Here is a 12,473-nt window from a genome sequence, read left to right on the forward strand (position 1 = left end):
GACTGCGGTTACCTTCAGGGCATGCATCGTGAGATACTCGGCGATGAGGCGCCGCATTGCGGCATCATCGTCAATGACAAGAACATGTTTCAACGGCACACCTTCAATCTTGAATCCCCTTGTCTAAACCTGTTGCCGAGCAACCCTGGGGCACCGACCCAGAACAGCTGCTCCTTGATACCACTCGCCGTTGCGTGCGGCCAATGTGAGGCCGTGCTCGTCCTGTTCTTTTCATCCCCAGCGAATTGACCGCACCAAGGCAGCCCGTGGCCACCAGACAGGTCCAAGCGCCGACATGACCCTGCCGTGTGGTCCTTCGCTTTTTCGCTTCGAGCTCCCCCGTTGGTGCAGGCCTGCCAATATCACTCAAGTTCGACCTCATGGATGCCAAGTTTCCTGCTATGCCCTTGCATCCTGGTCATCCTGGAGTTTGCGGACCTGGATCATCTCGATATCCTCCGGCTCGTGGATCCAGCTCGGACATGGTTGAGCAGCGCGGCGTTTGGCTTGATCGGAGAGGCGGTCGGCGGAAGAAGACCGTGATTCGCTGCAGCGGCCTTGTGCAAAATAGTGTGTCTCCTGCCAAGCCGGCTTCGTCCAAGGTGGCCGGCGGCCTCAAATGCTGTTCGGCGACCGGCAGGTCGCCGGTTGCGGTGAACGTCCGGGCTAACATTTCTCAGTTACTGCAACTCCTCCATCTTGAGCGTGTCACTATGCTTGTCCATTGCGCCGTCGGACTCCGTCAATGACGTGCGGTTATCTGCCGATGGGACTGTGCATGATCCACCCTTTGGCGGCGGCGGCCGAACAGCTGAACGAGGCTCGCACCAGGATGGGCTGCGCCGCCACGTCTTCCCAGTTGACCCTCGCCGCCGCGGATTTGCGCCCTCGAGCCAGCTTCGCGGACGAGCTCGCGTCTCAAGCAATGATCTGAGTGTGCAGGGCCGCGCATGGCTGCTCTTTAACGACCGGCAGCATACCGGCAAAGTTGGGCCGCTTTATCGCCTTAGTCGATTCCCCACGGTGATCCCGAGCCTGAACAAGCCCGCCAAGCTCCCCATTTTGTCCTTGGCTTGGCGCTGACAGAAGTACCATCCATGACGCCAAAGTCGCGGCCCACACTCCAGGAGCAACGGACGGCCGGGACGAGCAATCCTGTACAGGAGTCATTGTACCAAGATGCTCCGGATGTCGCTGGCTGATCGGGCCCGCGCCACTCACGCATGCGCAAGATGCTCACCCACGCTGATACGAACACGGTCTTTGCTTCAATTGAAACCGAAAAGCTGAACTTGAACATCACACAGTAACAAACCTCCCCGATAAGCGCGTGCCGGACAGGGCCAGAACCCGTCCGGCGGCTTGGAAAGGTAGGTGATAGGGAATGTTTATTGCAGCTTGGCCGCTGGCCATCGTCCTGATGACATCCATGTCACTCCCAGCCGAGCCCGCGCCACTTTCTCCGCGTGAGTTCCGCAGCCTGTCGCGCAAATGCGCCCCCTGGGTTGCGCCGTCCACCCTCGCCGCGATTGCCAAGATTGAAAGTGGCTTTGAAACGCTGGTGGCTCATGACAACACCACAGGTGAGCAGCTTCGCTGGATAGACCACCTGGAAGCCACGCGGGGCATCAAGGAACGCCTCGAAGCACAACATTCTGTCGATGTTGGATTGATGCAGATAAACAGCAAGAACTTTGCCGTGCTCAATCTCACGCCGGAAAGGGCTTTCGAGCCCTGCGCCTCGCTTTCGGCTGCCGCCCACCTGCTTGAAAGCCGGTATGCCGGCGGCACCACTGCTGTGGCACAGCAACTGGCGCTTCGCCGTGCCATCTCGGCCTATAACACGGGCGACGTCACGCATGGCTTCGCCAACGGTTATGTACGCAAGGTCGAGTCGGCCGCAAAGGACATCTCAAGTCTCCTTGAGAGAACGCTGGAGCCGACTGCTCGAGATGTGCCGCACCTTGAGGCACCCGGTCGGAAAGCCGTGCCGCCTCTGCTCCAGCAGAGCCAACAGGCCAATAGAAAGAAGCAGCCCAACCAAGATTCTTGGGACATCTGGGGCTCGTATCAGCCAGACCGCTCCGGGGCCGATCCCTCCGATCCGACAGGCAGCCAGGCTGCGAAAGCACGGGAACCCTCGAACCCGAACAAACTCGTATTCGATTGAAACATGGAGATGCAATGATGACGCCACTCAAGATACTTCGTGCGCTTAAAACGCGTGTTCCTTCGCCTTTTTTCATGCTGCGCATGGCGGCTGAATATGTACCGGCCGCTGCTGCAGGCGCGGCGTGGACGGTCTTCTACAGCGGGCCAGCCGCGGCTCAGGTGACCGGAGGGACGGATCCTGCCAAGATGGTCCAGAATATCTGCACGTTCATACTTGGGCCCTTTGGACAATCACTGGCCGTGCTCGGGCTCGTAGCCATCGGTATCTCTTGGATGTTCGGTCGTGCTTCACTTGGCCTGGTTGCGGGTGTCGTTGGAGGGATCGTCATCATGTTCGGGGCCAGCTTCCTGGGCAAGGCGCTCATAGGCGGTGGCTGATGAGCGACCGGTTGGAAGTGAGCACCCTCTATGTGGCGGCGACGCGCCCGGCACTGTTTCTGGGGGTGCCGCTGACGCTGGCCGGATTGCTCATGATGTTGGCTGGGCTTGTTATCATTATCCTTCAGAACCCGCTCTACGAAATCGTTCTCGCGCCACTCTGGTTCGGAGCACGGCTGGTTGTTGAGCGTGACTATAACGCGGCAAGCGTCGTGCTGCTCTATTTGCAGACGGCCGGCAGAAGCGTGGACGGGCCGGTCTGGGGAGGCGCAAGCGTCAGCGCCAATCCGATCAGAGTGCCGAAACGCGGAAGAGGAATGGTGTAATGTTCGGCGCCAGCGGCCGGACCGAGAGGTCTGGCGAGATCTACCTTCCGTATGTTGGTCACGTAAGCGATCAGGTTGTCCTTCTGGAAGACGGATCGATCATGGCCATGGCACATGTGAACGGTGTGCCCTTTGATTTGGAAGACGCTGAGATGCGCAACTCGCGCTGCCGCGCGTTCAACACTCTCTTGCGCAACATCGCCGATGACAATGTCTCGATATACGCTCATCTTGTGAGACACAACGATGTGCCGGCGCCGGCGCCGCGCCGGTTTCAAAGTGCATTCGCTGGCAGTCTGAGCGAGGCCTACGAGCGTCGTGTGCTGTCGGGAAAGCTCTTTCGCAACGATCACTTCCTCACTTTGATCGTGTCCCCCCGCACCGCAATCGGCAAGATCGGCTTGCGGATTGCCAAGTCCCGCAGACGGAATGAGCACGATCTAGCCACCCAAATGCGGAGCCTGGAAGACCTCTGGCACATCATTGCTGGCGCACTCGGCGGTTACGGTCTGCGCCGGTTGGGCATTCGTGAGAAAGGCAACGTGCTCTTCACGGAAATCGGCGAGGCGCTTCGGCTCATGATGACTTGCCGGTTTCTTCCGGTTCCGATGGTTACCGGCTCACTTGGCGCCTCGATCTACACTGACCAGGTCATCTGCGGGAAGCGGGCGCTTGAGATTCGAAGGCCCGGGGATAGCTCCGTCGGATCATTGTTTTCGTTCCGTGAATATCCGGCGACGACGCGGCCGGGCATGCTAAATTCCTTGCTGTCCGCCAACTTCCCGCTTGTCCTGAGCCAGAGCTTTTCCTTCCTCACTCGCCCGCAAGCTCATGCCAAACTAAGCCTTAAGTCCAGCCAGATGACGAGTGCCGGCGACAAGGCTCTCACCCAGATCAATGAACTTGCCGAGGCAGAGGACGCACTGGCAAGCAACGAATTCGTGATGGGTTCGCATCATCTGAGCCTGTGCGTCTATGCCGACAGCCTCAATAGCCTTGCAGATCGCGCAGCAAGTGCCCGCGCACGGCTGGCCGACGCGGGCGCCGTTATCGTCCAAGAGGGCATCGGCATGGAGGCCGCATATTGGTCCCAACTTCCGGGGAACAACAGGTGGCGCACGCGCCCGGGGGCGATCACCTCACACAATTTTGCCGGGCTCGTCTCATTTGAGAACTTCCCAAGCGGTTCCAGTTCCGGCCACTGGGGCAATGCTGTTGCGCGCTTTCGCACAAACGGTGGAACTTCTTTCGACTACATCCCCCATGAGAATGACGTCGGCATGACGGCAATATTCGGGCCCGTTGGCAAAGGCAAGACGACGCTGATGACCTTTGTCCTCGCGATGCTTGAGCAAAGCTTGGTCGATCGCAATGGTGCGATCGTCTTCTTCGACAAGGATCGGGGTGGTGAACTGCTGGTGCGAGCCACGGGAGGGACATATCTTGCGTTGCGCAGAGGCGCTCCGAGCGGCTTGGCCCCTCTGCGTGGACTGGACAATACCTCCGCCTCTCGGGACTTTCTGCGCGAGTGGTTGATGGCCCTGATCGAGAGTGACGGCCGTGGTCCGATCTCGCCGGAGGAAAGCCGTCGGCTGGAACGCGGCATTGTTCGTCAGCTTTCGTTCGAACCCCCTATGCGCTCACTTGCGGGCCTGCGCGAGTTCCTATTGCACAGCCCCTCCGAGGGCGCAGGAGCACGGCTGCAGCGGTGGTGTAGAGGGGGGGCGCTTGGATGGGCCTTTGACGGCGACGTGGACGAAGTAAGGCTGGATGCCTCCATTACGGGCTTCGACATGACGCAGCTCCTGGAATATGAGGAGGTCTGTGCACCGGCCGCCGCATACCTTCTGCATCGAGTGGGCGCTATCGTCGATGGTCGTCGGTTCGTGATGAGCTGCGACGAATTTCGATTCTATCTACTCAACCCCCAATTCTCGGCCGTTATCGACAAGTTCTTGCTCACGGTCCGCAAAAACAACGGCATGTTGATACTCGCAACGCAGCAGCCTGAACACGTTCTGGAATCGCCTCTCGGAGCTAGTCTCGTTGCGCAATGTATGACGAAAATTTTCTACCCATCACCGACGGCGGACCGCTCTGCGTATGTCGATGGCTTGAAGTGCACTGCGCAGGAGTTCGAGGCAATCCGCCAGGGAATGGCAATCGGCAGCCGCAAGTTTTTGCTCAAGCGCGATAGCGGGAGTATTGTTTGCGAATTCGATCTTGGGCAGATGCGCGAGTACGTAGCCGTACTCTCGGGGCGGGCCAACACAGTGCGCTTTGCCGACCAGCTTCGCAACCAGCACGGAGACGCCCCAAGTGGGTGGCTCGACAAGTTCATGGCCCGGTACCATGAAGTTCAAGACTGACGGAGGAATATTCATGAAACTTGCCAAACTTGCAGTAACGACCCTTGCTGCTTCCCTTCTGCTTCACGGACAGGCCCGGTCGCAATGGATCGTCACCGACCCTGTAACAGAAACACAATCGACCTTAACAGCGATTTCCAATGCGGCGATCCTTGAGAGGTCAATCGAGACGCTCGCTACGACGATCGAAATGGTGACAATGCTAACCTCGTCATTCGCTGTCACGGGAGTGCTAAGCTCACTGAACCAAGGAAATCATTACCCGTCGAGCAATAAGCTGGAGGAGCAGATGTTTGATGCTCGGGCGCCAGCTTCGATTATCGCCCGTAACATTGCGGAGGACCCAAATCGGATAGTCACGGGCGACGATTCAGAAGCGAAACTGTTAAAGGGACAAATCGCTGGGGCCGCCAATGCCGCAGCTATTGCAGCCGACACTTTGGGCATGATGGACAAGCGCCTTAAGGATAACGCCGGCACGCTTGGTCAGCTTTCCCGCTCGGGAAATATTATGCAGGCCACCGTGACCAACGGTCTGGTCCTCAAGCAGATTCACGATGCGATGATCCAAAATGCCCAGGCCACGAGTCTGCTGACTATGGCCACTGCACAAGGGAGCCTTCACGCCGCTGAGGAGGCCGCCACGCAGCGTCGCGAACATCGGGACACCGCTCGCATTTTTGGCCCCCTCCCGTGAACGCTGAGTTCATCAGGCTCAGCTGCGCTGATCAGGGACACATCAGGCTCACGCCATGAATTTCAAAATTCCCGCGCCATTCACGACTATACACACGATCTTTCATGGGGCCTTCACGTCCGGGCTGCACAAAGTGCTTGAAAACGTCCAAGCGGCGGTCAGTGCGCCTCTGGTTGCGTGTGTCACGCTCTGGATAATAATCCAAGGCTGTCTGGTCATGCGTGGTCAAGTCGATGCGCGCGGGGGTATCTCGCGCGTAATCATGGTGTCGATTGTCGTCGCCCTTATCTTAGGGCAGGCCAACTATCAGCAGTACATTGAAGCGCTTTTCGACGAAACGATTCCGAGGTTGGCTCACGACATCAGTGGCAGCGACTTGCCCTTCATCGGAATCGCCCAGAAGCTCGACATCATGTTTGCTTCAAGCCAGTATGTCTTTCAGCTGATTGCTTCCGAAATTGGGCCTATGAACGGCCAGGACATACTTGCTTTCGAGGGAGCGCAATGGATTTTCTACGGCGCGCTGTGGACAGCGTTCGAGATCTACGATGCCGTTGGAATTCTGACGAAGGTGCTCTTGACGATCGGCCCCCTGGTCCTTGTAGGCTACCTTTTTGATCACACTCGAGACATAGCCACCAGATGGATCGGCCAACTGCTCTCGTACGGGCTGCTGCTTCTCCTCCTCAACATCGTTGCAACGATAGTAATCGCTGCCGAAGCAGTCTCGCTGGCAGCCATGCTTTTGATGATCAAATTCTCGGGCACGACAGCAGCCAAGATCATCGGGCTTTACGAGCTCGACATGCTTTTCCTAGCTGGTGACGCTCTGATCGTCGCGCTTCCGACGATCGCCAGCAGCATCGCCGGCGGCTCTTGGGGAGGTGCGAACCGACCTCTTAACAGCCTCAATCGCCACTTTGCCAAAACGGCGGGTGGTTAATCAATCGACAAGTTCGGTGCCAAAAACATGAAATATTGCCTACTTCTGTCAATCCTCGCTTTGGCCGCCTGCAAGACGAGCCATGGGCTTGCGACGTGCGCGGGTGCCCCATTCCAACTGAACGTGGGACAATGGGAAACCACCCCTGAGGATCTTCAGGTCGAATGCGCGGAAGAGCCAAAGTGAAATTTCCTGAACATGCCCTTCTGGTGGAGAGAGAAACGCTAGCCGCCCACTATAAGAAGGTGGAAGCGTTTCAAACGTCACGAGCGAAGTCTGCGCGGCGCCTGTCAAAGGCCCTGATCGCCTTTGCCGCAGCGGCGGTCCTAGGAAATGTTGCCCAGGCATTTACCATCGCTGCCATGGTCCCGTTGGCCAAGCTCGTACCTGTGTTCCTCTGGGTCCGGCCGGATGGGACCGTCGACAGCGAAGTGTCAGTGTCTCGACTGCCGGCAACCCAAGACCGAGCCGTCATAAATGCTTCGCTGTGGGAATATGTACGCCTGCGCGAGGGGTACACAGCAGATACAGCCCAATACGCCTATGACCTCGTATCCAGTTTCAGCGCGCCGACTGTGCGACAGCAATATCAAGATTTCTTCAACTATCCGAATCCCACCTCGCCGCAAGTCACGGTCGGCAAGCGCGGCAAGCTCGAGGTCGGGCATATTTCTTCAAACGACATCAGTCCGGACGTTCAACAGATCCGTTACAAACGTACGCTTGTTGTCGATGGGCAGATGCCGATAGTGACCACCTGGACAGCTACCATCCGCTACGAGCGCTTGACGGGTCTGCCTGGGCAATCGAGGCTCACCAATCCGGGAGGTCTACTCATCACTTCCTATCAAAGCTCGGAAGATAGCGTATCGAACCTGGGCTATGTGCAGCCATGACAAAAAGAGCGTTTCTCGCGCTGGTCTGTTCACTCTTCTTAACGATGGAAGCGTCCGCGGAAGACACACCACTTGCCGGCAAGCATGATGCGCGCATGCGCTACCTGGCTTACCGTCCTGACGAAGTGGTGCGCCTGTCTACCGCAGTGGGGGCAACGCTGGTTGTCACATTCGCGGCCAACGAGACAGTCGCAGCCGTGGCCGTTTCCAATAGCAAAGACCTGGCTGCGCTCCCGCGCGCCAACTATCTCTTTTTTAAGGCTAGCCGGATGCTCCCGCCGCAGCCGGTCATCGTGCTGGCCGAGAGTGAGTCCGGTACACGGAGATACGTCTTCAGTATTTCAACGAGAGCGATGCCAAAACTCGATGAGCAGCAACCTGACCTATACTACAGTGTGCAGTTCACCTATCCTGCTGATGAGGCTGCTGCTCGGAGAAAGGACGCAGAAAGGCGCTCGATTCTTGGTCAGGCCCGGGCGAAAGTGCTGCACGACGAGAGAGTTCAGGATTTGTTGAATCGGCCCGCCGCAACTACCAGTCCGGACGAAAGCAATTTTCACTACGTCGCAAAGGGCGATCGATCGCTGTCGCCGCTGCAAGTTTTCGATAATGGCTTTACCACCGTATTTGGCTTCGCAAGCAATTCCCGCATACCCTCTCTCTACATTATCAATCCCGACGGCAAGGAAGCCGCTGCCAATTACACGGTCAAAGGAGACTATGTTGAAGTATCCGCAGTCGCCCGGGAATGGCGTCTGAGAGATGGCAATACGGTCTTGTCCATTTTCAACAGGGCTTATGACCCTGTGGGACGAGCGCCAGGGACCGGTACAGTGACACCCGACGTGTGGCGCGTTTTGAAAGGCTCGGCCGATGAATGAAACCGGCCCACAGTCGGGACATGATGTCCATGCCTCCGGATCGATGGTCTCGGAGCCGGCCCGCCGGCATGTTTCGGGATTGCAGAAGTTGGCCGTCGCTGCTCTTGTTCTCATCTCATCTCTATCACTCATCTGGCTCGGAGGTCGTCCCAGCACACAAGACGAACCAACTCAGCCAAAACCTCCAATTGTCGCCGACGCCGAACCATTCCGCCCCGTGCCGATTGAGATTGCTCCCGAAGCTCCAGCAGCCGTACAGGCGGCGCAGGCAGGAGATCCTGCGCCATCCACGCCGACTTCAGCTGATCCGCCGCCGGAGGAAACACCAATTTTCGCCTACAGTGGCAGCAGTAAAATGCCCAACGACGGTCAGCGGAGCGAAGACAACCATAGGGATGCTCCCGCGACCTCGGATGAGATTTCAGACGCTGGCGATCTGTCGGCGCGATTGAAGCCAGATATACAGGAGCCAAGCCGGGCCACACTTTTGCCGCACCCTGATCTCGTGATTACTCAAGGAACGATCATCCCCTGCATTTTGCAAACGGCAGTCGACACAAATTTACCGGGTTATGTGAAGTGCGTCTTACCTAAAGACGTCCGCGGCGCCACCAACAACGTGGTGCTTTTGGATCGCGGGACGACCGTGATTGGCGAGATCCAGCGTGGTCTCCAACAGGGGGATGCGCGTGTCTTCGTGCTGTGGACGCGCATGGAAACGCCTGACCATGCCCTCGTTTCGCTAGCATCGCCGGGCGCTGACGAGCTCGGCCGCTCCGGAATGCCTGGCACGGTGGATAATCACTTCTGGCAGCGCTTTGGCGGAGCAATGCTCATGAGCGTCATTCAAGGCGCGTTTCAGGCCGCCGGTCAATACGCTGGCAGCTCAGGTGGAGGAAGCGGTATCAACAGCTTCCAGAGCAACGCCGGACAAGCCGTTGAGACGACCCTTAGAGCAACGATCAACGTTCCGCCAACTCTGAAGAAAAACCAGGGAGATGCTGTATCCATCTTTGTGGCTCGGGACCTCGATTTCTCAGATGTATACGATCTTAGAGCGACCGCCGTGGCGCCAGCCCCCCCCCAACATCGCCAACGCCGGAGAGACAACAATGCGACCGGAGGCTGACCCTCAATTGCGTTTGCTTCTCAACCCTGTTCTGAAATGGCTTGAGGAGCCAAGGACCGAAGAGGTCGCTATCAACCGGCCTGGGGAAGCCTTTGTCCGACAGGCCGGCGTTTTCACGAAACATCCGCTACCGCTATCTTATGACGATCTGGAGGACATCGCGATCCTCGCTGGAGCGCTGCGCAAGCAAGATGTCGGACCGCAAAGCCCCCTCTGTGCGACTGAGCTGCCGAACGGAGAGCGGCTGCAGATCTGTTTGCCGCCCGCTGTTCCCTCAGGAACAATAAGCCTGACGATACGGCGTCCCTCAAGTCGTGTGACCGAACTCAAGGAAGTTTCTTCTCGCTACGAATACTCGCGTTGGAATCAATGGCGGTCACGAAAGGAGCGCCAAGAGCGGCAGGACGAAACGATTCTTCAGCACTACGACCATGGTGACTTGGAGCAATTTTTGCGAGCGTGCGTTTGCGGGCGGCTCACGATGCTGCTTTGCGGACCTACTGGTAGCGGCAAAACGACAATGAGCAAGACTTTGATCAACGCTATACCCCCGCAAGAGAGGCTGATAAGTATCGAGGACACGCTCGAACTTGCAATCCCGCACGAGAATCATGTCCGGTTACTCTATCCGAAGGACCGAGCAGGCGTAGGTGCGGTGACAGCCGAGCAACTGTTGCAAGCCAGCTTGCGCATGCGCCCTGATCGAATATTGCTTGGCGAGATGCGCGATGATGCTGCTTGGGCCTACCTTAGCGAAGTCGTCTCCGGCCATGCGGGATCAATATCGACGATTCATGGGGCGGATCCGGTCCAAGGCTTTAAAAAGCTCTTTTCACTCGTCAAGAGCAGCCCGCAAGGAGCTGCTGTGGAAGACCACACGCTTCTTGACCTGCTGTCGGCTGCCATTGACGTCATTGTGCCGTTTCGTACCCACGGCGACGTGTATGAGGTGGGGGAGGTGTGGCTCGCCGCCGATGCCCGGCGACGCGGAGAGACAGTAGCCGATCTTCTCAATAAGCACTAAGGCTCGAGCACGTCGGGGATCGGTAAGTCGTTTGTGATATGATGGCGCAACTTGTTCAGATTCAACGTCACTTTGATTTGACCGAGGTTGATTATGGGAGGACGACTGGGCGTAGCCCTTCGGTCACAAGCCTGAACTCTTCGGCCGCCCTGTCGGCGCGGCAAGCTGCGGCACGATTCGACTGGGTGTATCGAGCGCGTCCGCTGAATTGCGCGGGCGACGCTCAGCGAGCTGGTGCCGATGCCTGCTTCAAAAGCGGCATCGACACCCGGCAGGTCGTACCCTTGATTTACCTAGCCGCGCTCAAATGAGCGTCTTCAAAGCCGCCGAACGTGGTTCGGAATGACCGGTTGGTAAATCGGGAAGTGCTATACAGGGAATCCTCCCGGTATTGCCTCCAGGGGGTCCTCTCAATGAACAAAGCCGCAACCTGCCCTTGCGACCTCAGCTGGAGTTTGCGACGCAACCCATATAGGAGGATCGATGCGCAGAGAAATCGCAGGCAGAGTCGGTGGCATTGTGGGCTGGCCGACCGACGGTTTCAGCCCGTCAACAGGTCTTCACGTGTTCCATCCCCGACTATTGCAGGCGTGCGGATTGCATTCTCCCGCGATCACCCATCGGAAAGAGCGTTACGAACACTACGAAGAGTTGCGCGACTTCTGCTGTCGCCCCGGTCTTACAGCGGACGGTGACCTGTCCTACCTTGATAGGACGTGAAATGCGAACGCTGCTCATTGATCATCACGTGGATCTTACGCGCGCCGTGCGAGCTGCGCTCGGGGATAGCGGTTTTGCCGTTGATGTAGTTGGCAACCTGGAACAGGCGTCGAGGGCATTCTGTTGCGCAACCTATGAAATTCTCCTGCTGGAGTTGGCTCTGCCAGATGGCGATGGCTTGGGCTGGCTGAGACAGCTAAGGAGCGACGGGCATTCAGTTCCAACCCTCATTATGAGTAGCATCAACGATCTCGAGAAGCGAATTGCAATTTTCAACGGTGGCGCGGACGATTTTCTGCTCAAGCCCGTCTCTTTCGATGAGCTCATCGCCAGAATGAGAGCCATTCTGCGCCGGTCGACACAGGTGACCGACCCCATCGTTGTATTTGGCAATCTCAATTTCGATCCGATCGGCCGACAGGTTTCCGTCTCGGGTCATCCTCTGAAGATCGCACGCCGCGAACTATGTATTTTAGAGCATCTGCTTATCCGTGCAGGCCGCATCGTGCCTCGTGCGCAGTTGGAAGATCACCTCTATTCGTTCAACGACGAGGTATCTGCCAACGCGCTTGAAGTCGGAATCTATCGCTTACGTGGACACCTGAGTAGGTCAGGTGCAACGCCACGGATCACGACCGTGCGCGGCATTGGTTACCTTCTTGAATTGACTGAGGCGGCATCCGCATAGTTGGTCTAAATTGAAAGAACAGACTGCGTATCAAGCGCCGCATTCGATCCATCGGCTTCAAGTCGCAGGCGAGCGCCGTGGTTATCCTCTCCGGCATCGAGATGATCCACATGATTGGCAAGCGACAGGCGAGGTATGACTACAAGTCTGTCGATCGCTGTTTCGATATCCTCGCTGCCTGACGGACAGGCCGAAATGGCCGTTCACACCCCCATTTCCAGGTTTGCGACAGAGCCTTTTGTCGGCGTTG

At 57.5% G+C, this 12,473-nt stretch carries 12 protein-coding genes and 2 pseudogenes; 13 read left to right on the plus strand and 1 reads right to left on the minus strand.

The genetic code is table 11. The features are described 5' to 3' along the window. Positions 1 to 93, minus strand: a pseudogene (locus NKK51_RS27950) (DNA-binding response regulator); the annotation flags it as partial. A gap of 1,291 nt (positions 94 to 1,384) precedes the next feature. Here NKK51_RS27950 and NKK51_RS27955 point away from each other — a divergent pair. The 13 genes and pseudogenes from NKK51_RS27955 to NKK51_RS28015 all read left to right on the plus strand — a co-directional run. After that, positions 1,385 to 2,170 (plus strand): type IV secretion system lytic transglycosylase VirB1, encoded by a 786-nt coding sequence (locus NKK51_RS27955; protein WP_023766572.1) that lies wholly within the window; start codon positions 1,385 to 1,387, stop codon positions 2,168 to 2,170. 14 nt (positions 2,171 to 2,184) lie between these two features. Continuing rightward, a complete protein-coding gene (gene virB2 / locus NKK51_RS27960; RefSeq protein WP_031257862.1) occupies positions 2,185 to 2,550 on the plus strand; it encodes a pilin major subunit VirB2 in 366 nt (121 codons plus the stop codon). After that, the gene (locus NKK51_RS27965; RefSeq protein ID WP_023679584.1) at positions 2,550 to 2,876 is read left to right on the plus strand and encodes a type IV secretion system protein VirB3; all 327 of its coding nucleotides are present in this window, start codon (positions 2,550 to 2,552) and stop codon (positions 2,874 to 2,876) included. The genes virB2 and NKK51_RS27965 overlap by 1 nt, the downstream gene beginning before the upstream one ends. Next, positions 2,876 to 5,245, plus strand: coding sequence for a type IV secretion/conjugal transfer ATPase VirB4 (gene virB4, locus NKK51_RS27970; protein ID WP_023737137.1), 2,370 nt, complete (start codon positions 2,876 to 2,878; stop codon positions 5,243 to 5,245). Before NKK51_RS27965 ends, virB4 begins: the two co-directional genes overlap by 1 nt. A 13-nt stretch (positions 5,246 to 5,258) precedes the next feature. After that, positions 5,259 to 5,942 carry a TrbJ/VirB5 family protein gene (locus tag NKK51_RS27975; RefSeq protein WP_023766574.1) on the plus strand — a complete coding sequence of 228 codons (684 nt, stop codon included), beginning with the start codon at positions 5,259 to 5,261 and terminating at the stop codon, positions 5,940 to 5,942. Positions 5,943 to 5,997: 55 nt separating this feature from the next. Further along, positions 5,998 to 6,885 carry a type IV secretion system protein gene (locus NKK51_RS27980; RefSeq protein WP_023766575.1) on the plus strand — a complete coding sequence of 296 codons (888 nt, stop codon included), beginning with the start codon at positions 5,998 to 6,000 and terminating at the stop codon, positions 6,883 to 6,885. A 27-nt stretch (positions 6,886 to 6,912) separates the two neighbouring features. Beyond that, positions 6,913 to 7,071 carry a type IV secretion system lipoprotein VirB7 gene (locus tag NKK51_RS27985; RefSeq protein WP_081731114.1) on the plus strand — a complete coding sequence of 53 codons (159 nt, stop codon included), beginning with the start codon at positions 6,913 to 6,915 and terminating at the stop codon, positions 7,069 to 7,071. Then, positions 7,068 to 7,781, plus strand: a complete 714-nt coding sequence (locus tag NKK51_RS27990; protein ID WP_023766576.1) for a type IV secretion system protein VirB8 — start codon at positions 7,068 to 7,070, stop codon at positions 7,779 to 7,781. The genes NKK51_RS27985 and NKK51_RS27990 overlap by 4 nt, the downstream gene beginning before the upstream one ends. Beyond that, positions 7,778 to 8,662 carry a TrbG/VirB9 family P-type conjugative transfer protein gene (locus NKK51_RS27995; protein ID WP_023766577.1) on the plus strand — a complete coding sequence of 295 codons (885 nt, stop codon included), beginning with the start codon at positions 7,778 to 7,780 and terminating at the stop codon, positions 8,660 to 8,662. The genes NKK51_RS27990 and NKK51_RS27995 overlap by 4 nt, the downstream gene beginning before the upstream one ends. After that, the gene (gene virB10, locus NKK51_RS28000) at positions 8,655 to 9,791 is read left to right on the plus strand and encodes a type IV secretion system protein VirB10 (protein ID WP_023766578.1); all 1,137 of its coding nucleotides are present in this window, start codon (positions 8,655 to 8,657) and stop codon (positions 9,789 to 9,791) included. The genes NKK51_RS27995 and virB10 overlap by 8 nt, the downstream gene beginning before the upstream one ends. Further along, the gene (gene virB11 / locus NKK51_RS28005) at positions 9,775 to 10,815 is read left to right on the plus strand and encodes a P-type DNA transfer ATPase VirB11 (protein ID WP_023737143.1); all 1,041 of its coding nucleotides are present in this window, start codon (positions 9,775 to 9,777) and stop codon (positions 10,813 to 10,815) included. The genes virB10 and virB11 overlap by 17 nt, the downstream gene beginning before the upstream one ends. Positions 10,816 to 11,536: 721 nt before the next feature. Next, entirely contained in the window at positions 11,537 to 12,223 is a 687-nt protein-coding gene (locus NKK51_RS28010) for a response regulator (RefSeq protein ID WP_023814396.1), read from the plus strand. A gap of 26 nt (positions 12,224 to 12,249) precedes the next feature. After that, a pseudogene (locus tag NKK51_RS28015) lies at positions 12,250 to 12,405 on the plus strand (IS6 family transposase); the annotation flags it as partial. Between the last annotated feature and the right edge of the window lie 68 nt (positions 12,406 to 12,473).

The organism is Mesorhizobium sp. M0011 (genome assembly GCF_040324155.1).
In the GTDB taxonomy this organism is placed as follows: domain Bacteria; phylum Pseudomonadota; class Alphaproteobacteria; order Rhizobiales; family Rhizobiaceae; genus Mesorhizobium.

Bases quoted from the DNA above. Each gene is read 5' to 3' on its own strand.
- NKK51_RS27955 (WP_023766572.1), top strand. From the start codon at position 1,385: ATGTTTATTGCAGCTTGGCCGCTGGCCATCGTCCTGATGACATCCATG.
- virB2 (WP_031257862.1), top strand. From the start codon at position 2,185: ATGATGACGCCACTCAAGATACTTCGTGCGCTTAAAACGCGTGTTCCT.
- NKK51_RS27965 (WP_023679584.1), top strand. From the start codon at position 2,550: ATGAGCGACCGGTTGGAAGTGAGCACCCTCTATGTGGCGGCGACGCGC.
- virB4 (WP_023737137.1), top strand. From the start codon at position 2,876: ATGTTCGGCGCCAGCGGCCGGACCGAGAGGTCTGGCGAGATCTACCTT.
- NKK51_RS27975 (WP_023766574.1), top strand. From the start codon at position 5,259: ATGAAACTTGCCAAACTTGCAGTAACGACCCTTGCTGCTTCCCTTCTG.
- NKK51_RS27980 (WP_023766575.1), top strand. From the start codon at position 5,998: ATGAATTTCAAAATTCCCGCGCCATTCACGACTATACACACGATCTTT.
- NKK51_RS27985 (WP_081731114.1), top strand. From the start codon at position 6,913: ATGAAATATTGCCTACTTCTGTCAATCCTCGCTTTGGCCGCCTGCAAG.
- NKK51_RS27995 (WP_023766577.1), top strand. From the start codon at position 7,778: ATGACAAAAAGAGCGTTTCTCGCGCTGGTCTGTTCACTCTTCTTAACG.
- virB10 (WP_023766578.1), top strand. From the start codon at position 8,655: ATGAATGAAACCGGCCCACAGTCGGGACATGATGTCCATGCCTCCGGA.
- virB11 (WP_023737143.1), top strand. From the start codon at position 9,775: ATGCGACCGGAGGCTGACCCTCAATTGCGTTTGCTTCTCAACCCTGTT.
- NKK51_RS28010 (WP_023814396.1), top strand. From the start codon at position 11,537: ATGCGAACGCTGCTCATTGATCATCACGTGGATCTTACGCGCGCCGTG.